Source organism: Streptomyces noursei (assembly GCF_016917755.1).
Lineage (GTDB): Bacteria > Actinomycetota > Actinomycetes > Streptomycetales > Streptomycetaceae > Streptomyces > Streptomyces yunnanensis.
Window position 1 is genome coordinate 6,232,617 of record NZ_CP070326.1, and the last position, 17,223, is coordinate 6,249,839.

The 17,223-nt window shown below is 70.5% G+C and carries 15 protein-coding genes and 1 pseudogene; 2 read left to right on the forward strand and 14 right to left on the reverse strand.

Annotated elements, in window-relative coordinates; translation table 11 throughout:
- Positions 1–13: 13 nt before the first annotated feature.
- The 4 genes from JNO44_RS27350 to JNO44_RS27365 all read right to left on the reverse strand — a co-directional run bounded on the left by JNO44_RS27350 (position 14) and on the right by JNO44_RS27365 (position 4,543).
- A complete protein-coding gene (locus JNO44_RS27350; protein WP_205370617.1) occupies positions 14–2,332 on the reverse strand; it encodes an FtsX-like permease family protein in 2,319 nt (772 codons plus the stop codon).
- A gap of 56 nt (positions 2,333–2,388) precedes the next feature.
- Entirely contained in the window at positions 2,389–3,075 is a 687-nt protein-coding gene (locus JNO44_RS27355) for an ABC transporter ATP-binding protein (RefSeq protein ID WP_205366497.1), read from the reverse strand.
- A gap of 221 nt (positions 3,076–3,296) precedes the next feature.
- Positions 3,297–3,587 carry a type II toxin-antitoxin system antitoxin gene (locus tag JNO44_RS27360; protein ID WP_205366498.1) on the reverse strand — a complete coding sequence of 97 codons (291 nt, stop codon included), beginning with the start codon at positions 3,585–3,587 and terminating at the stop codon, positions 3,297–3,299.
- Positions 3,584–4,543 (reverse strand): SPFH domain-containing protein, encoded by a 960-nt coding sequence (locus JNO44_RS27365; protein WP_205366499.1) that lies wholly within the window; start codon positions 4,541–4,543, stop codon positions 3,584–3,586. The genes JNO44_RS27360 and JNO44_RS27365 overlap by 4 nt, the downstream gene beginning before the upstream one ends.
- A 272-nt stretch (positions 4,544–4,815) precedes the next feature.
- Here JNO44_RS27365 and JNO44_RS27370 point away from each other — a divergent pair, with 272 nt between their 5' ends.
- Complete coding sequence (locus tag JNO44_RS27370) at positions 4,816–7,143, forward strand: transglycosylase domain-containing protein (RefSeq protein ID WP_205366500.1); 2,328 nt, start codon at positions 4,816–4,818, stop codon at positions 7,141–7,143.
- An 83-nt stretch (positions 7,144–7,226) separates the two neighbouring features.
- On the opposite strand, the pseudogene JNO44_RS27375 reads toward JNO44_RS27370, so the two are convergent.
- From JNO44_RS27375 to JNO44_RS27405, 8 genes and pseudogenes are all read right to left on the reverse strand, one after another.
- Positions 7,227–7,508, reverse strand: a pseudogene (locus tag JNO44_RS27375) (catalase); the annotation flags it as partial.
- 92 nt (positions 7,509–7,600) lie between these two features.
- Positions 7,601–10,102 carry a SpoIIE family protein phosphatase gene (locus JNO44_RS27380; RefSeq protein ID WP_205366501.1) on the reverse strand — a complete coding sequence of 834 codons (2,502 nt, stop codon included), beginning with the start codon at positions 10,100–10,102 and terminating at the stop codon, positions 7,601–7,603.
- 87 nt (positions 10,103–10,189) lie between these two features.
- On the reverse strand, positions 10,190–10,873 hold the full coding sequence (locus JNO44_RS27385) for a class I SAM-dependent methyltransferase (RefSeq protein ID WP_205366502.1): 684 nt from the start codon (positions 10,871–10,873) through the stop codon (positions 10,190–10,192).
- Positions 10,874–11,116: 243 nt separating this feature from the next.
- Positions 11,117–11,854, reverse strand: coding sequence for a cytidylyl-2-hydroxypropylphosphonate hydrolase (gene fomD, locus JNO44_RS27390; protein WP_420882692.1), 738 nt, complete (start codon positions 11,852–11,854; stop codon positions 11,117–11,119).
- A gap of 80 nt (positions 11,855–11,934) precedes the next feature.
- The gene (locus JNO44_RS27395) at positions 11,935–13,329 is read right to left on the reverse strand and encodes a class II fumarate hydratase (protein ID WP_073443668.1); all 1,395 of its coding nucleotides are present in this window, start codon (positions 13,327–13,329) and stop codon (positions 11,935–11,937) included.
- Between the two features lie 185 nt (positions 13,330–13,514).
- The gene (locus tag JNO44_RS27400) at positions 13,515–13,829 is read right to left on the reverse strand and encodes a hypothetical protein (protein WP_205366503.1); all 315 of its coding nucleotides are present in this window, start codon (positions 13,827–13,829) and stop codon (positions 13,515–13,517) included.
- A gap of 146 nt (positions 13,830–13,975) precedes the next feature.
- On the reverse strand, positions 13,976–14,113 hold the full coding sequence (locus tag JNO44_RS43725; RefSeq protein ID WP_235094298.1) for a DUF397 domain-containing protein: 138 nt from the start codon (positions 14,111–14,113) through the stop codon (positions 13,976–13,978).
- Positions 14,070–14,990 (reverse strand): helix-turn-helix domain-containing protein, encoded by a 921-nt coding sequence (locus JNO44_RS27405; RefSeq protein ID WP_205370619.1) that lies wholly within the window; start codon positions 14,988–14,990, stop codon positions 14,070–14,072. The genes JNO44_RS43725 and JNO44_RS27405 overlap by 44 nt, the downstream gene beginning before the upstream one ends.
- Before the next feature lie 225 nt (positions 14,991–15,215).
- On the opposite strand from JNO44_RS27405, the gene JNO44_RS27410 reads away from it, so the two are divergent.
- Complete coding sequence (locus tag JNO44_RS27410) at positions 15,216–15,419, forward strand: hypothetical protein (protein ID WP_205366504.1); 204 nt, start codon at positions 15,216–15,218, stop codon at positions 15,417–15,419.
- Between the two features lie 501 nt (positions 15,420–15,920).
- Here JNO44_RS27410 and JNO44_RS27415 read toward each other — a convergent pair.
- Both JNO44_RS27415 and JNO44_RS27420 read right to left on the reverse strand, forming a co-directional pair.
- Positions 15,921–16,376 (reverse strand): hypothetical protein, encoded by a 456-nt coding sequence (locus tag JNO44_RS27415; RefSeq protein WP_420882693.1) that lies wholly within the window; start codon positions 16,374–16,376, stop codon positions 15,921–15,923.
- Complete coding sequence (locus tag JNO44_RS27420; protein ID WP_205366506.1) at positions 16,298–17,152, reverse strand: hypothetical protein; 855 nt, start codon at positions 17,150–17,152, stop codon at positions 16,298–16,300. The genes JNO44_RS27415 and JNO44_RS27420 overlap by 79 nt, the downstream gene beginning before the upstream one ends.
- Positions 17,153–17,223 lie beyond the last annotated feature (71 nt).

A 17,223-nucleotide genomic window follows, 5' to 3' on the forward strand; every position in this document is an offset into this window, starting at 1 on the left:
GCACCGCGTGCGCTCACTCCGTGCGCAGCCCGTCCGGCCGCATCAACCGCCACAGCGGCGGCAGGCTGAGCAGCGTCACCACCAGGACGAGGGCGCCCCCGGCGGCGGTCAGCGGCCAGACCACCGACCAGTCGAAGGCGGTCTTCCCGGCCATCCGCAGCAGCGCCAGGCCCAGCCCGGCGCCGCCGGCCACCGCCAGGGCCAGCCCCAGGGCCACCGGGACGGCGGTCTGCCACAGCACCGACCAGGCCAGCGTGGCCCGCCGGGTGCCGAAGGCGACCAGGACGGACAGCAGCCGGCGGCGCTCGCGCAGCTGCTCCAGCATCGTCACCAGCATGCTGGCGGCGATCAGGGCCAGCATCGCGGTGGCGGCTGCGAGCAGACCGGTGCGCAGGCTGGTGAACTGCTTGTCGCGGGCGGTGTTCTGGAGCGTGAAGACCCTCGTCTGCGGGTCGATCCGGGCCGCGGTGTTCCGGACGTGCTCGACGGCGTCCGGGACCCTCGGGTCGATCTTGACCATGGCGCGGGCCGTCGGACGCTCCAGCAGCTTCAGGTCCAGGGAGCCCGGGGTGGCCATGAGGCCGAAGACCGCTTGTCCCGTGGGGTCCTTACGGGCCTCGATGGTGCGGGCCGACATCGGGATGGTCCACAGCCGGGGGTGGGGCGGCGGTCCGCTCCTTCCGTCGTCCCCCGCGAAGTCCACCGTGGCGCCGGGCCGGGCGACCTCGGTGATGTCGTCCTCGTCGACCGTGCCGGTGCTGTCCTTGACGACGAAGACATCGCCGTCCTTGCAGGGGCCGGTGTGTGCCAGCTCGCTCAGGCTGGGGCAGTCGCCGACGCTGACCAGCGTGCCGGGCCGGAACTCCTCACCCTTGCGGAGCGGACCGGGCCGGCGGGCGGACGAGCCGATGGACGCGATGACGCCCCGGACGCCCTCGGTCGCGTGGAACTCGCTGATCATCTTCCGGATCGCGCCGATGTCGTGGGACGGAAGCATGGTCCGCAGCTGCGCCCGGCTCTGGTCCTGCCCGGTGATCTTCATGAAGTCGCCCTGGATCGCGGAGAAGAACAGCTGGAGCGCGATCGCCCCGGCGACGGCGACGGTGATCCCGCTGACCGCGCGGGCCGCCGCACCCCCGCTGAGCTGGAGCCGCCGGACGGCCAGCTGCCAGGGCACCGGCCCGCCCCGGAACCGCGCCACCGCCGCGTCCACCGCCCACGGCAGCAGCAGCGTCACACCCACCAGGAGCAGCGCCGCGCCGCCCGCCACCAGATACGGATTGACCTCGGCGTCGCGCCCGCTGACCCGACCGTTGAGCAGCATCAGCGCCAGCCCCGCCACCGGGAACGGCAGTCGCCACCACAGCCGGCGCCGGCGCCCGGCACTGTCGCGTGCGACGCCCAGGGGCTCGATGCTGACCCGGCGCAGCGCGAAGAGTGTGACACCGATCGCGGACACCGGTACGGCGAGCAGGACCAGCGCCGCCAGACCCGGGACCGGCGTCACATCGGACGGGAAGGCGTTGATGTCCCAGACGGTGACGTCGCCGACGAACTGCCGGGCCACCACGAACAGGCCGGCCCCCACCAGCAGCCCGCACACCGCCCCGAACAGCGCCTCACCGGCCGCCATCCGCCGGGTTGCTCGCGCGTCGGCGCCGATCAGCCGGAGCGCTGCCAGCCGACGGTCCCGGCGCTCGCCGCCGAACCGGACGGCCGTGGCGATGAAGAGGGCGACCGGCATCAGCAGCACCACGCAGCCCACGATCAACAGTGTCAGGAGCAGCGGGTCCAGCGGATCGCTCTTGACGAGCGTGCCGAAACGGGCGATCCGCCAGCCCCCGTCGTCCGTGGTGAGCGTGGCACTGCCGGCGTAGTAGAGGAGCTCGCCAGGACCGATCAGACCGGGTTGGGTGATCGTCCCGACGTCCTTGAAGTGCAGCCGCTCCCGCAGCAGTCGGCCCTCCGGTGAGCCGAGCAACTCGCGCAGGGCAGGGGAGACCACCATCTCGCCCGGCCCCGGCAGCGCGCTCACCCCGGGTGGGGTGGGCGCCTGGTCGCCGTCAGGCCGCAGCAGCTTTCCCCGTACGGGATCGCCGCGGAATTCGGTGTCCGCCTCCGCCTCGACCAGCGTCGCCGCCGACGGCGCCAACGCCTCGCTCTCCATCTCCATGGGAAGCCGGGCCTGGCCGCGCTGCGTACGCGTCTCCATCATGGTCGGTATCGACGCGGCGCCCAGCAGCAGCAGCACGCCCAGCCCCACACCGAGCGCGGTGAGCAGGGTGCGGATCCACCCCTCGCGCCCGCCGCCGACCGCGAACCGTACCCCCATGCCGAGGTCCCGGGCCCAGCCGCGCAGCCCGCCCCCGGTGGTCGTCGTGTCGATGCTCACGCCGCGCCCGCCGTCTCCCGGGCGATGCCGTCCCGCACCACGATCTCGCGGTCGGCGTACGCGGCGACCCGCGACTCGTGGGTGACCAGCACCACGGCCGCGTCGGTGTCCCGGGCGGCGTCCGTCAGCAGCGTCAGCACGCGCTCGCCGTTGAGGGAGTCCAGGGCGCCGGTGGGTTCGTCGGCGAAGATCACCCGCGGTCGGGTGGCCAGCGCACGGGCGACCGCGACCCGTTGGCCCTGGCCGCCGGAGATCTCCCCGGGCCGCTTGGCAGCGACCCCGTCGACCTCCAGGCGCGCCAGCCAGTCGCGGGCCTGCCGCTCGGCGTCCTTGCGCTTGGTGCCGTTCAGCCGCAGCGGCAGCGCGACGTTCTCCAGGCACGTCAACTCCGGGACGAGCTGGCCGAATTGGAAGACGAACCCGAAGTCGGTGCGGCGCAGCGCGCTGCACCGCGCGTCACTGAGCCCGGTCAGGGTGTGCGTCCCGTAGCGGACGGAGCCGGAGTCGGGGCGGATGATCCCGGCGAGGCAGTGCAGCAGGGTCGATTTGCCGGACCCGGAGGGGCCCATGACGGCGACCACCTCACCGGGGTGGATGGCGAAGTCCGCGCCGTCGAGCGCGGGCGTCGGGCCGTACGCCTTGTGCAGCGCACGGGCTTCGAGCAGGGAACCGGCCGGGGTCATACACGGGCCTCCGGGAGTACGGGCAGGGCATGGCAAGGGCAGGGCGCGCCGATGGCGGCGCCGTCCCATGAGCACGACCGAACTCTACATGAGGTGTATACGCGGTATGTATAGACGGGGTTTCTAGTGACGGTGGGTCACGCGTCCGCCCGTCACCGGAAACCCCGTCATTCGACCGTCGCCCCGGAAGTGACGCCCCGGAAGCGACGCCCCGGACCGGCTCACTCCGCCGGTCCGTCGGTCCCGTCCTCCGGTTCCCGCCGCTTGGGCGGACGCCCCCTGCGGGGCGGGGCACCCGTGCCCCGCGGCAGCCGTCCGGCGTCGGACAGGGCCTTGCGGAGCAGGAACTCGATCTGCGCGTTGGCGCTGCGGAGTTCGTCGTTGGCCCAGCGGGTGAGGGCGTCGTGGAGGAGCGGGTCCAGTCGCAGCAGCACCTGCTTGCGCTGCTGCGGCCGGCGGCCGGCGGGCCGGTCGCCGGCCGCGCCGGCCCCCTGGGGGCTGTCAGTGCTCACTGGTAGAGCGAGCCCGCGTTCAGGACGGGCTGGGCGGCGCGGTCACCGCACAGCACCACCATCAGATTGCTGACCATGGCGGCCTTGCGCTCCTCGTCCAGCTCGACGATGCCCTGCTCGTTGATGCGCTCCAGGGCCGACTCGACCATGCCCACCGCGCCCTCGACGATCTGCTGGCGGGCCGCGACGACCGCGCCGGCCTGCTGGCGCTGGAGCATCGCGGAGGCGATCTCCGGGGCGTAGGCGAGGTGGCTGAAGCGGGTCTCGATGATCTGCACGCCGGCGGCCTGGACCCGGGCGGTCAGCTCCACGGCGAGCTTCTCGGTGATCTCCTCGGCGTTGCCGCGCAGCGAGAGGTCGCCCTCGTCGTGCGCGTCGTAGGGGTACTCGATGGCGATGTGCCGGACGGCCGCCTCGGTCTGGGTGGCGACGAACTCCAGGAAGTCGTCGACCTCGAAGAGCGCCTGGGCGGTGTCCTCGACCTTCCACACGACGATCGCTGCCAGTTCGATCGGGTTGCCGTAGGCGTCGTTGACCTTGAGGACCGAGGTCTCGTGGTTGCGGATCCGGGTGGAGATGCTGCGGGCCGAGGTGAGCGGGTTGACCCACCGCAGGCCGTCGTTGCGGATGGTGCCGACGTACCGCCCGAAGAGCTGGATCACCCGGGCCTCGCCCGGCGCGACCATCTTCACGCCGGTCATGCAGAAGAGCGAGCCGACCAGGAGCAGGATCCCGACGAGCACCAGGGGGATGGCGGCCGCCTTGTTGCCGTTGTTGCCGGTGATGCCGCCGACGACGATCACGACGACGCCGAGGGCGACGCCCAGGACGGTCAGCAGCAGGGCCAGTCCGCCCGGGATGCTGTGCGCGGCACGCTCGCGGACGTGCGGCGCCGGCATCTCCGGGGCGTCCGCGGAGAGGGTGGGTGTCGGGGTGGCGGGTGTCGTATCGGTCATGGGGTCCCCGTTTCTCGGTTGACGCGCGCCGCGGCACGTGATGTGTGCCGCAGTGCGTGCTTTCGCTGGTCTAGCAAAGTGATAGCACTTTAACGTGCTGGCCTGCTGGGGTCCAGAGGGATTTGGCCAGGTGCCGCGAGGGTTGCGTTCCTTTCCCGTGCTGTATGTCACGTAGGGAAAAGCCTTGATCGATGAGTATTTGTTGACAGTTGCGGTGTTAGCTTCAACAGCTGAGTTATGCCGGGGGCGGAACGACTGGAGTTGCACGAGCGATGGGCCGAGCGAACGCGAGGCGGGCGCGGCAGGGCGGCGCCCGCCAGGCCGGAAAGAACGAGAAGAAGTCCGGCATACGCCGCTTCTTCACCTGGAAGAAGATCCTCGGAACCGTCCTCGGCATCTGCCTGCTGGGCATCCTCGGCTTCGTCGGGCTCTACCTCTACGTGGACGTCCCGGCCGGCAACAAGGAAGCCAAGCTCCAGAGCAACGTCTTCAAGTACGCGGACGGCTCGGTCATGGCGCGGGTCGGCCAGGTCAACCGTGAGACCGTCCCGCTGAGCCGGATACCCAAGGTAGTCCAGCACACCTTCGTCGCCGCCGAGAACAAGACGTTCTACAACGACTCCGGCGTGGACCTGAAGGGCACCCTCCGCGGCGTCATCAACACCCTCAGCGGCAAGGGCAAGCAGGGTGGCTCGACGATCACTCAGCAGTACGTCAAGAACTACTACCTGAGCCAGGAGCAGACGGTCTCCCGCAAGCTCCAGGAGATCGTGATCTCCCTCAAGGTGGACCAGAAGTTCTCCAAGGACGACATCCTCGCCGGCTACATCAACACCAGCTTCTACGGCCGCGGCGCCTACGGCATCCAGGCCGCCGCGCAGGCGTACTACGGCGTGGACTCCGACAAGCTCACCGTCGCGCAGGGCGCCTACCTCGCCTCGCTGCTGCAGGCGCCCAACCAGTACGACTGGGCCATCGCCTCCGACGCCGGCAAGCAGCGGGTCCAGGAGCGCTGGGCGTACACCCTCGACAACATGGTCGAGATGAAGTGGCTCTCGCCCGAGGAGCGCGCCAAGCAGAAGTTCCCGGTGCCCCAGCCCCCCAAGCCGCTGCCCGGTCTGACCGGCCAGGCCAGCTACATCATCGACGCGGCCAAGAAGGAGCTCTTCGCCCAGGGCGTCGACGAGAACGAATTCGAGGCCGGCGGGTGGACGGTCACCCTCGGCATCGACAAGAAGCGGCAGAAGTCGCTGGAGGGCGCGGTCAAGCAGAAGCTCACCGACGACCTCAAGCCCGACAGCCGCTCGGTCGACCGGGACGCCCAGCTCGGCGCCGCCTCGGTGGACCCCAAGACCGGTTACGTCGTGGCGCTGTACGGCGGTGCGGGCTACCCCAAGCACTACACCAACAACGCCACCCGCTCCGACTACCAGCCGGCCTCCACCTTCAAGCCGATCATCCTGGCGTCGGCCATGGAGAACCACGCGGTCACGCAGGGCGGCGTCCCGATCACCCCGAACGCGATCTACGACGGCCGCAACCGCCGTCCGGTGGTCGGCGGCACCAAGCCCTTCGCCCCGCCGAACGAGGACGAGCACACCTACGGGCGGATCACCGTCCAGACCGCGACCAACAACTCCGTCAACTCCGTCTTCGCGCAGATGGGCGCCGACGTCGGCCTGGACCAGGTCAAGAAGACCGCGGTCAGCCTGGGCATGAACGGCGCCAAGATGGACGTGCAGCCGGCCATGACGCTGGGCACCATGGGCGCCAGCCCGCTCCAGATGGCCGGGGCGTACGCCACGTTGGACAACCACGGCACGAAGGTCACCCCGACCATGGTCGTCAAGGCCGTCCACACCCAGGACGGCGTCGACAAGGAGGTCAAGCTCAAGGACCCGATCGGCGACCAGGTGCTGTCCCGGACGACGGCCGACACCATCACCTCCGTGCTGACCGGCGTGGTCGACGACGGCACCGCCTCGGAAGCGGTGAAGAACACCGACTACAAGGCGGCGGGCAAGACCGGTACCTCCGACGACAACAAGTCGGCCTGGTTCGTGGGCTACACGCCCAAGCTGGTCACCGCGGTCGGCATGTTCGGCGAGTCGCCCAACGGCGGCAAGCAGGTCACCCTCAAGGGCACCGGAGGCGGCGGCCGGGTCAACGGCGGCGGCTACCCGGCCCGGGTCTGGGCCGACTACACCCAGGACGCGGTCGGCGACGGCGCCGGCGGCGACTTCAGCCTGGAGACCGACATGGGCGCCGCGGTGCCGCCGCCCAGCACCCCGACGCAGACCCCGTCCGCGCCGGTCACCCCGACGCCGACCCCGACGCCGACCCGTACCCCGTCGGGCCCCCCGACGCCGACCGGTACCCCGTCGGACAGCGGGACCGACCGCCCGACCGGCCGGCCCACGCCGCCGACCGGCGGCACCGCGGGCGGCCCGCCGACCGGCGGCACCACCGGAAACGGGGGCACCACGGGCAACGGCGGGACCACCGGCAACGGCGGGACCACCGGCAACGGAGGCACCACCGGCACTCCCGGTGGGGCCAACGGCGCTGGCGGCAACACCGTGCCGAACTTCGGCAACTGACCCGCCCGGTCACCCGGCACCACAGCGGCCCGCGCCCCCACGGGGGGTGCGGGCCGCCGCGTTCCCCGTGGGGATCAGCCGCCGTTGACGTCCGGGTACGAGAACAGCCGGCCGAGCAGCATCTTGTCCGGGGACGGGCCGGTGCCCGGCACCATGCTGGACGGCTCGAACGCGGCCTGCTCGATGTGGATGAAGTAGTCCTCCGGGTTCCGGTTCAGCGTCATCCGGCCGACCTCGATCAGCGGGTAGTCGCCGTGCGGCCACACCTTGGTCAGGTCGAACGGGTTGAAGCGGTAGTCCGGGGCGTCGTCGAACGGCATGACCTGCACATACAGCGTCCAGGACGGGGCGTTGCCGCCGGGCACCCAGGTGTCCGGACGAGTCCGGGCCCGCACACACCGGAGGACCCCGCCCGATCCCGGACGAGGTCCTCCCGCAGCGTGCCGGTGCGGCCGGCTCAGCGCCGCGTCCCCGGCGGCATCGACAGCTCGAACCAGACGACCTTGCCCATGCTCAGCCGGGTCGCGCCCCACCGCCGGGCCATCCGGTTGACCAGGTACAGCCCCCGACCGCCCTCGTCGGACGGCCGGGCCTGCCGCAGCCGCGGCAGCTGCGGCACATCGTCCCCGACCTCGCAGCGCAGCACGTCGGTGCGCAGCAGCCGCAGCGTCACCGGCCGCTCGGCGTACCGCACCGCATTGGTCACCACCTCGCTGACCAGCAGCTCCAGCTGATCGGACAGCTCGTCCAGGCCCCAGCGGGCCAGCGCCCGCCGGGCCAGCCGGCGCGCCTGCCCGGCCGTCTGCGCCTTCGGATCGAGGTACCAGTACGCCACGTCGCTCGGTGCGATCCCGTCGAACCGGGCCGCTAGCAGCGCGATGTCGTCATCGCGGTCGCCGGGCCCGAGCATGTCCAACACCTCGTCGCACAGCGGCTCCAGCGGCGGCGGATTGGGCCCGGTCAGCCGGGCCGTCTCGGCCAGCCGCTCGCGCAGCTGCTCGATGCCGGTCCACACGTCCCGGATCCGCGACTCCACCAGGCCGTCGGTGTACAGCACCAGCGTGGCACCCGCCGGGGCGTCCAGCTCCACCGCCTCGAAGTCCACCCCGCCGACACCGATCGGCGCGCCCGGCGGCACCCGCAGCACCTCCGCGCGCCCGCCGCGGTGCAGCATCACCGGCGGCGGATGCCCGGCGTTGGCGACGATGATCCGGTGCGCCACCGGGTCGTAGACCGCGTACAGGCAGGTCGCCATCCGGTCCGAGCCCAGCCGCTGGGCCTGCTCGTCGAGGTGGTGCAGCACCTCCTGCGGCGGCAGGTCCAGCCCCGCCAGGGTCTGCGCCGTGGTCCGCAGCTGACCCATGATCGCGGCCGAGGTCATCGAGTGGCCCATCACATCGCCGACCACCAGCGCCACCCGGCTTCCCGGCAGCGGGATCGCGTCGTACCAGTCGCCACCGACCCGGGCGGTCTCCGCGGCCGGCAGATAGCGGCTGGCCAGCCGCACGCCGGTGGGCTGCGGCAGCGAGTCCGGCAGCATGGTGCGCTGCAGGGCGTCGGCGATGTACGCCTCGCGGCCGTAGAGCACCGCCTTGTCCACGCCCAGCGCGGTGTGGGTGGCCAGCTGCGCCGCCACCAGCAGGTCGTCCGGCTCGAACGCCGGCCGGTCCGGTCGGCGCAGGAACACCGCCGCGCCGATCACCCGCCGGCGCCCGCGCAGCGGCGCCAGGATCACCCGGTGGCCGCCCGGCAGCCGGGTGTCCGGACCCAGCAGCTCCGGCAGCGCGGTCCGCGCCGCCTGCGCCTCGCCGAACAGCGGCCGGACCCCGCGCAGCACCTCCGCCAGTGGACCGCCCGGCCGCACCTCGGCCAGCTCCGCGGCGCTGCCGCCCATCGCCGGACCCAGATCCGGCTGCGCGGGCAGCACCGGCAGCCGCAGCCCGTTGGTGTCCGGCTCCTCCGGGATCCGGTCGGTACGGCGCAGCCGCAGCACCACCGGGCCGGTCGGCCGCTCGTCGCCCACCGGCAGCGGGTCGCGCAGATAGACCAGGATCGCGTCGGCGAACGTCGGCACCGTCGCCCGGCACAGCCCCAGCACGATCTCGTCGAGGTCGATGCCGCGGGCGATCCGCCGGGTCGCCGCCCCGATGAACCGCAGCCGGTCGCCGCTCGCCTGCCGCGCGGCGGTCACCTCGCTGCTCTCGCCGGGGTGCGCCGACCGCGCGGGCGGCACCACGGGCGGGTGCGGCGGCCCCGCCGGAGGCGGCAACTCCGCATCGGCCGGACCGGATCGGCCGCCGCCCCGGGCACCCGGCGGCCCCGGCGGCAGCCCGCCGGCGCCCGGCTCACCGCCGTGCGCGCAGGCCGCCCCGTCGCCCTCGCGGGGCCGCCCGACACCCGCACCGTCGGGCCGCGGCTGCGCATGCCCCGGCTCCTCGCCCGGGTCCGGCGGCCCGGCGCGATCCACCGCGCCCTGCGCCACCGGCCGGCCCGCGCGTACCGCCGCGCGCTCCGCGCCCGACTCCGAATCCGGCCGTCCCTCCGCGGGCATGGCCACCTCCCCGTACGGGTCGTACGAGCCCCCGTACGACCCGGTGTATCCACCGTAGGAACTGTCGCGGGGCGCGCGGGCGGCGCCGTACGCCCGTGCGCCGTCACCGGCCGGGCCGTGGTCGGCGGCCGGCTCGGCGTCCCCCTGCCCGGCCGGCGGCCCCGCGGAGGCCGTGGCGGCCGACCTGCCGGTCGCGCCGCCGAGGCCGTTGTCGTCACCCCCGCGCACGGCGAACCCCGTACCCGGCGCCGGATCGTGGCCGGTGCCGACGGGCTGCTGGAGGGCGCTGCGCGGGTCGGGTACGCCGCCGAGCGGCGCCGTCCCGGCCGTCCCCGCAGCAGGGAGTGCCGAGGACGCGGCGGTCGGGGCCGACTGCCGCGTTTCGTGGGAGGTGGGATGCTCCGTCACGCGTGGGATTCCATCCGTCCGGGGCTGGCGCCGGCGCGCCGCGTTCGGTGCGCGCCGCCCGAGCGGACGCGCCTGACGCGGTGCGTCTCAAGCGCGTCGCAGGTGCAGGAAGAGCTGGATTTCGGGTGGTACGTCCGTACTCGCCGGGGCATACGCATAGGAGTCCTCCCCGACGATGTCGAAACCCGCGTCGCACACGACCCGGCGCAGGTCGTCCCGCAGATATCCCGATACCCGGATCATGCTGCCGAGGAACGGAATGGGGAAGTCGTCGATATCGCCCTCGACCATTGCCAGGGCCATCAGCCCATCGGGTCGCAGGAGGTCGTGCAGCATGCCCAGGGCACAGGGGATTTCCGCACGGGGCATCATCAGCAGTGAGAAATAGGCGGTGATTCCGTCGAAGGAACCCGGTCCGCCCAGCCGGCCACCGCGCAGATCGGCGATGTCCAACCGGTGGAATTCGGCACCAGGGGCGTTCTCCTGGGCCAGTTTGACCATCCCGGGGGAGAGGTCGATTCCCACGACCCGGTGGCCCGCGTCGCGCAGTTGACGGGCGGTCGGCAGTCCCGTGCCGCATCCGGCATCGAGGATCCGTGACCCGGCCGGCAGTTCCCCGCTCAACCATACGCCCGAGGCGATCTGGCCTTCCTTATGTGGGAAAGCCGTTTCGTACTGGTTCCCGATCGCGTCGAACGCCTCGGCCTGTCCGGCCCGGTCGAGTGCTAACCGATTCAGGCCCTCGTACGTGTCGTAGCTTGTCGCGCTCACGACCCCGCCCCTCCTGCGACCGCGGTCAAGTTCGTTTTCCCGTTCTGGAGTTGCGCCTGTGCAGTCTTGCGGAGGACGATCCTACGTTTGAAGGCCCAGGGTGCAGCAAGGGGGCTGGGTACCGCTTCTCGTCCGGCGGGAACCCCGGGGGCACCCGGCGGGAAACAGCTTTGCCCATAGGCGCACCTTTCCATCGTTCGCCCCCTTCACTCTCTTCCTGCTGTTCTTTTCGCGTTTGCAACCTCACGGCAGCAAATGATCTGGCAGGCGTTCCCAGTCCTCCGGGAGCGCGGGAACCTCCCAGGCCGGATCGGGCCGCCAATCCTCCCAACCGTCCGCGAACGGCCCGCCCCACGCCGCGATCTGTGCGACCGCGGCGCGTCCGGCGGCTCTGACCTCGGACACCTGCGCGTCCGTCATCAGCCCGTCCCGCCGTGCCTGTGCGAACTCGTCCTCGTCCCGCCACTCCCAGCGCCGGTCCGGATAGACGCAGATGTCGAGAAAATGGTCGAGCGAGTCGATTCCGCCCGACCAACGGCGGCGCGGCTCCTCCAGATTGACGTACCAATTCTTGAAGTGCCAGCCGCTCTCCCAGAACAGCCAGACCGACCACGGATCTTCCGGCCGTGCCAGCTTCAACACACCGCTGCCGAACCACTGGTCACGCAGCGTCCGCCGCGGTTTGGTGTAGCGGGTGGCGAGCGGCTCGCGGTGCACCGGCGTCCCGTCGGCGAGCACCGGCTTGATGCACGGTGTGCCCGGCGCCATCCACACCGCGAGCAGCTCCTCGGTGTCCTGCACAACGGTCATCGGACGACAGATGTGGAACCGGCGGGGATCGGCGTTGTCGCGATAGCGCCACAGGATGTGGTCCCCGGGGGCCCAGCGCCCCCGCTCGGCCGCCGCCTGCCCCGCCCCGGCCGTCGGCCCGGGCACACCGGCCGTCTCGCCTTCCGTCGTCTCCACCATGTCCGCTGTCATGCGCAGATCTTAGGGGCGTCGCGTTACGCGCGCGGTGACATGCGCCGCACCCGTGGTTACGGAGGCGATGACGGCGGGCGTTACGGATGGGTCATCCGCAGCACGTCCAGCGCCTCGTCGAGCTGTTCCACCGTGAGCAGACCGCGCTCGACGTAACCGCTTTCGACCACCACCTCCCGGATCGTCTTGCGCTCCGCCAACGACCGCTTGGCGACCTTTGCGGCCTCCTCGTAGCCGAGGTACTTGTTCAACGGCGTCACCACCGACGGCGACGACTCGGCGTACTCCCGGGCCCGCCCCACATTCGCGGTGATCCCGTCCACCGTCCGATCGGCCAGCAACCGCGACACGTTGCTGAGCAGCCGCACCGACTCCAGTACGTTCCGGGCGATCACCGGCAGCATCACGTTCAGCTCGAAATTGCCGGCCGCCCCGGCCGTGGCCACCGTCGCGTCGTTGCCGGTGACCTGCGCGGCGACCATCAGCACCGCCTCCGGAATCACCGGATTGACCTTCCCCGGCATGATCGACGAGCCGGGCTGGAGATCCGGCAGATTGATCTCGGCGAGCCCCGTACGCGGCCCCGACGCCATCCACCGCAGGTCGTTGGCGATCTTCGTCAGCCCGACCGCAATGGTCCGCAACTGACCGCTGGTCTCCACGATCCCGTCCCGCGCCCCCTGCGCCTCGAAGTGATCGCGGGCCTCGGTCAACGGCAGCCCGGTCGTCCGTGCCACCTCGGCGATCACCGCCGCCGAGAAGCCCGGCGGCGTATTGATCCCCGTCCCCACCGCCGTTCCCCCCAACGGCAGTTCGGCCAGCCGCGGCAACGAAGCCCGCAACCGCTCGACGCCGTACCGCACCTGCGCCGCGTACCCCCCGAACTCCTGCCCCAACGTCACCGGCGTCGCATCCATCAAATGCGTCCGCCCCGACTTCACCACCTCGGCGAACTCCGTCGCCTTCCGCTCCAGCGCCGCGGCCAGGTGCTCCAGCGCCGGAATCAGGTCGTTCAGGACGGCCGACGTCGCCGCGATATGGATCGACGAGGGAAAGACGTCGTTGGACGACTGGCTCGCATTGACGTGATCGTTGGGGTGCACGTCCCGCCCCAGCCGCTCACCGGCGAGGGTCGCGATCACCTCATTGGCGTTCATGTTCGACGACGTCCCCGACCCGGTCTGGAACACGTCGATCGGGAAGTCCTCGTCCCACCGCCCCTCGGCCACCTCGGCCGCCGCCTCCGCGATGGCCTCCGCGACGTCCTTGCCCAGCACGCCCAGCTCGGCATTGACCTTGGCGGCGGCCCCCTTGATCCGCGCCAGCGCCTCGATGTGCGCCCGCTCCAGCCGCTGCCCGGAAATCGGGAAATTCTCCACGGCCCGCTGGGTCTGGGCCCGCCACTTGGCATGCGCCGGAACCCGCACCTGGCCCATCGAGTCGTGCTCGATCCTGAATGCGCTGTTTTCGCTCATGTCTATGACAGTGCCCGCGCCCGGGGATCTGTTCCCGGATCCGCCGATCCGCGCACCCAACGGGCGCACCGGGGGCACGCCACGAGCACGGCTCGGGGAGCCGGGCCCGCAACGACGCCGCTCAGCGGTCACATCGCGACATCACCGACCGGGCCCGAACACCGCCCGGCCATGAACGGTGACCGTCATGAACACTGCTGGGCGTACTTCACCTGGTACGCGTCGGCGGCCTGGTACTCCGCCTTCGCCTTCGCGTTGTACTGGGTGACCTTGTCCTGGTCCGGGTCCGCCTTGCTGGCCTCCACCTTGGCCAGCCCCTGGTACTTGTCTCCGGCCTCCGCGTGCTGCCGGATCGCAGCCCGGATGCTGTCGCACTGCGCACTGCTCGCGGCCGCCGACCCGGCCGGCGCGGCAGTGGCGGGAACGGCCCCGGCGACGGTGATGCCGGCGACCGCCAAGGTGGTGACGGCCGCGGCCAACGAGCGACTGATCTTGCGCATGATTCGCTTCCCCCTGTGCATGGTGGTGGTGTGCCCGACGGTCATGCACCGGTCGTCCGGCCATGACTCACGGTCAGGTTCGACGGCACGTCCTTGGTCGAGGACTGCCACTCGCACACGTTACCGATCTTGGGCGGGCTCCGCGCTCAGGGTGCGTCAGCAGCCCCGTATGCCCGCACGGCGTCGACGAAGGCCCCCCAGGCACGGCCCGAAAACACCACTACGGGCCCCTCAGGATCCTTACTGTCCCGAACGGGGACCATGCCGGGACGGCCGGCTGCCACTTCTACGCAGTCGCCACCCGCCTGATTGCTGTAGGTGGACCTGCGCCAGACGGTGGCGCTCAGATCGAGACGGGACGCGTTCACCACGGTAGGTGCCCTCCCTCACGGATCGGATCATGTCGAGCGACATATGCGGCGGAAGGGCCAGGCCCCCGAGCCGTTCATAGGCCATACGGTACGCCTTCACCTCCTCTGGTTCCTCGGTGAGTTGGCCGTGGTCGGCGCCTTCGAGATATGCGGCGTCGCAGCCGTCCGGCATGGTCAGGATCGTGAGGGAACCACCCATCGCCTCGTGCTTGCCGCTGCTGAACGGCAGGACCTGCAGCGTGATGCGTGGATTGTCCGCGGCTTCCAGCAGTCGTGCGAACTGCGCCCGCATGACGGCCGGTTCGCCGACCGGCCGCATCAGCACGGCCTCGTCGAGGATCACCAGCAGTTCAGGGCTGTCCGGCTGCTCAAGTCGGGCCTGCCGTCCCAGCCGGGCGGCCACCCGCTCCGCCAATTGCTCGTCGGAGACCAGCGTGCGGTCGAGGCTGAGCAAGTCCCGCGCATACTCCTCCGTCTGCAGCAGACCCGGTACGACGGCCGCCATGTACTGCCGGATGGCGAGCGCTCGTTCCGACAACGCCATGAACTTCCGCGACCAGTCCGGAAACGTCTCCCGGTAGACGTACGGCCAGAGGTCGACGAGCAAGCCGTCCGCCCCCACCGCCTCGTCCAGCGCCCGGGTCAGCTCCAGCGTCGGCTTGGCGCCCGTGCACCGCTCGACCTGGTTGATGCGCGTGCTGTGCGTGCGCACGCGGCGACCCAGCGCATCCTGTGTCAGCCCGGCGGCGAGCCGGAGTTTCCGCAGCCGCGTCCCGAACAGCGCCGCCATCGATGACGCCGGATCAATTTCCTTGGCCACGGCCTCACTTCCCATTCTTACGTCTGTAGGAATCAGGTCTTACTCCCTTCTCAAGGTTACGCCGGAGAGCAACGATGGGAACACGGAAAGTAACGAGCCGTTGAAAGTTAGGGGCATCCCACGACGAAACCCGGCAGCCGCCCTCGCCCCTCACGGGACAGCACCAACACCCCCCACCGAACAGGAGCGTCATCCATGGCCACGAGCGCCGGCCACACCTCACCGGGCCCGCGATCCCGGCAATCGCTGATGACCCTGCGCGTCTACACCACGACCCGCGACGGCATCGTCGTCCAGGAACGCGCCCAGATCCACGTCGTCGCCGGCGACCGCTTCGACCTCTACGGCCTCTCCCAGGCGTGGCCCCCGTGCACCTGCCCCCGCCACAAGGGCCATTAGAGGCGGGGCGGGGGAACCGGTGGAGGCACCGGGAACCGTGCCGCCTGCTGCCGCCGAAAGTCCTCCAGCAGACGCAGATTCTTATCATGTACGCGTCGCGTGCGGCGCGGCGTGAGGGTGGCAGCGCCAGCCACAGGACGCCGACGAGAGGCGGAACGACACAGCCCGCCACCGTCCGGGCATGCCCCGCTATCGCGAAGCACGCGAGCGCCATCAGGACGAACACCGCTGCCGTCAGGCCCGGGGACACCGTTTCGCACGCCTTGGCGGTCCGCGCCGCCCGTGCCGCCCGCAATGGCGTGACGAGGGAAGGATCCAGGGCATACGCAGTCGTCCAGGGCTGGGAGGTCACCGCAGCCCAACTACCCGCGGCCCGTACCCGATTCAGTCCGGCCTGGGCGCGTTGGCGGGCCGCCGGGCTGCCGTCGCTTCTTCGATCACGGGACACCGCCACCGGTTATCCGTCCAATGGTCCGGGCCGCCGTTTCCTTCAGGTGCTTCCTATCCGAATGCCGACATGTCGGCTCGGTCGGCCGGTGCTGTCGGGATGGGCTTCCGCAGCCGTTCTGCCTCTTCGATTGCGGCAGGCGATGATGGGCGGACGTCTATGTCCTCGTCATGCGCATCGGGCAGGAAGCGCAGAGTGCGAAGAAACTCGGCCGCGATCTCGCTGTATTCGGGCCAGTGGTCGATGCTCGGCGTGCTGAACGTGATCGTGACCAGGGTCTGTTCGTCCGGTACGGCCTCCTGAGGCACCGGAATGAATGCCTGAAGCTGAGCGACATCTACAGGTATGTCTTGACCTGCGGTGGTGAATTCACCAGGGATGCGGAGTGCCGGCGTCTCGTCGGCGTAAGCGAGCGGGCTGAGCCCTATGGTCAAGGTGCCGGTAGACCGTTCATCGTAAAATTTCCCATGACAGGATGCGGCGTAAACGACCCCGTCCGCCAAGAGCATGGCTGATGCCCTCTCGTACAGGTCCGTGACTCCGTCAATCTCGCCTTGTGTGCTTCGGCGTCTTTCTTGCTGCCGGCTTCCCAGGTAAAGGCCATGCCCAGGCCCGTCGCCGGCCCGAGAGGGCCACCCAGCAGCATTGTTCCTCCCAGGGCCGCACCTTCTTCAACGTTCTGCGGCAGGAATATGCCAAGTCCTGACGGATCTTTTAGCCAGTCTTCGCCCGTCATGGTGCTCGAACCAATTCCAACTATTTTTCCGACATTCTGCACCATCTTGCCGGCGGATTCCAGGTCCGACAGTTTCTCCATTTTCTCCCCGGCTTTCCCCACGCCGAACGAGACCAGGCCGAGGCCGTCCTCGGCAAGAGTTCGGCCGCTGACGTCTGCACCATTGGCTCGCGCAATACTGTGCAGCCCCAGGGCGGCTCCTGACGTAATCCCGGACACCAGTCCCATAGCAGCTCCCGCCGGTGGGAAGGCTCCATCGAGCACCAAACCGATCACGCCGGTCACCGTGCTGATGGTTGACAGCACATCGCCGATTGCCGCGATGGCATTGGCATGCTCCTTGACCCAACGGCCGAGTTCGTTGAGGACGAGTTCGCGAGCCTTGACCAGCTTCTGCAGACTGCTTAGCAGGTCGTCGAAGAAGCCCGGTTCCTTCGGGGCCCGTTCGCCCGCGGCCTTCAGTACCGTGGCGACCGTTCCCGCCAGTTCCTCGTGCTGGCTGCGGATGCTCTGGGCGGATGATGCCCGCCAGCTCCTCGCGTGCCGCACCCAGCTCGTTGATCGCCGCGGTGTAGCGCTTGTTGGCCTCTTCTGCCTGGGCGTCGGTCATGCCGATGCCG

Coding starts and splice junctions, on each gene's coding strand:
- JNO44_RS27370 (WP_205366500.1), top strand. CDS start 4,816: ATGGGCCGAGCGAACGCGAGGCGGGCGCGGCAGGGCGGCGCCCGCCAG.
- JNO44_RS27365 (WP_205366499.1), bottom strand. CDS start 4,543: ATGACCGATACGACACCCGCCACCCCGACACCCACCCTCTCCGCGGAC.
- JNO44_RS27400 (WP_205366503.1), bottom strand. CDS start 13,829: ATGCGCAAGATCAGTCGCTCGTTGGCCGCGGCCGTCACCACCTTGGCG.
- JNO44_RS27415 (WP_420882693.1), bottom strand. CDS start 16,376: ATGCTCTTGGCGGACGGGGTCGTTTACGCCGCATCCTGTCATGGGAAA.
- JNO44_RS27355 (WP_205366497.1), bottom strand. CDS start 3,075: ATGACCCCGGCCGGTTCCCTGCTCGAAGCCCGTGCGCTGCACAAGGCG.
- fomD (WP_420882692.1), bottom strand. CDS start 11,854: ATGACAGCGGACATGGTGGAGACGACGGAAGGCGAGACGGCCGGTGTG.
- JNO44_RS27405 (WP_205370619.1), bottom strand. CDS start 14,990: ATGGCGGCGCTGTTCGGGACGCGGCTGCGGAAACTCCGGCTCGCCGCC.
- JNO44_RS27350 (WP_205370617.1), bottom strand. CDS start 2,332: ATGGGGGTACGGTTCGCGGTCGGCGGCGGGCGCGAGGGGTGGATCCGC.
- JNO44_RS27395 (WP_073443668.1), bottom strand. CDS start 13,329: ATGAGCGAAAACAGCGCATTCAGGATCGAGCACGACTCGATGGGCCAG.
- JNO44_RS27410 (WP_205366504.1), top strand. CDS start 15,216: ATGGCCACGAGCGCCGGCCACACCTCACCGGGCCCGCGATCCCGGCAA.